Source organism: Vallitalea sediminicola (genome assembly GCF_054408565.1).
Window position 1 is genome coordinate 1 of the sequence record NZ_BTPT01000267.1, and the last position, 243, is coordinate 243.

The window sequence follows — 243 nt, forward strand, 5'->3', positions numbered from 1 at the left end:
CTCTATATTAAGTACCATATTACTTATTTTCTCTATAAGCTCTTCTCTGTACTTAAGTATTTTTTTTAAATTTCTTACACAGCATTGAGCAGTCATGAATTTTTCATCATCAATACATTTAACATATTCATCAAAGATGTGGTCAAACTTATTATCAACATCAACTGCTGTAACATTAGCAATTAATGTCATTCCTATGTCACGATGATATGAATTATTATGATTGAGCAATGATGCAAATTG

Annotated in this window: 1 pseudogene; it reads right to left on the bottom strand. The window is 28.0% G+C overall.

What is annotated here, in order from left to right:
* Nucleotides 1-243, bottom strand: a pseudogene (locus ACX6CF_RS26690) (SufBD protein); the annotation flags it as partial.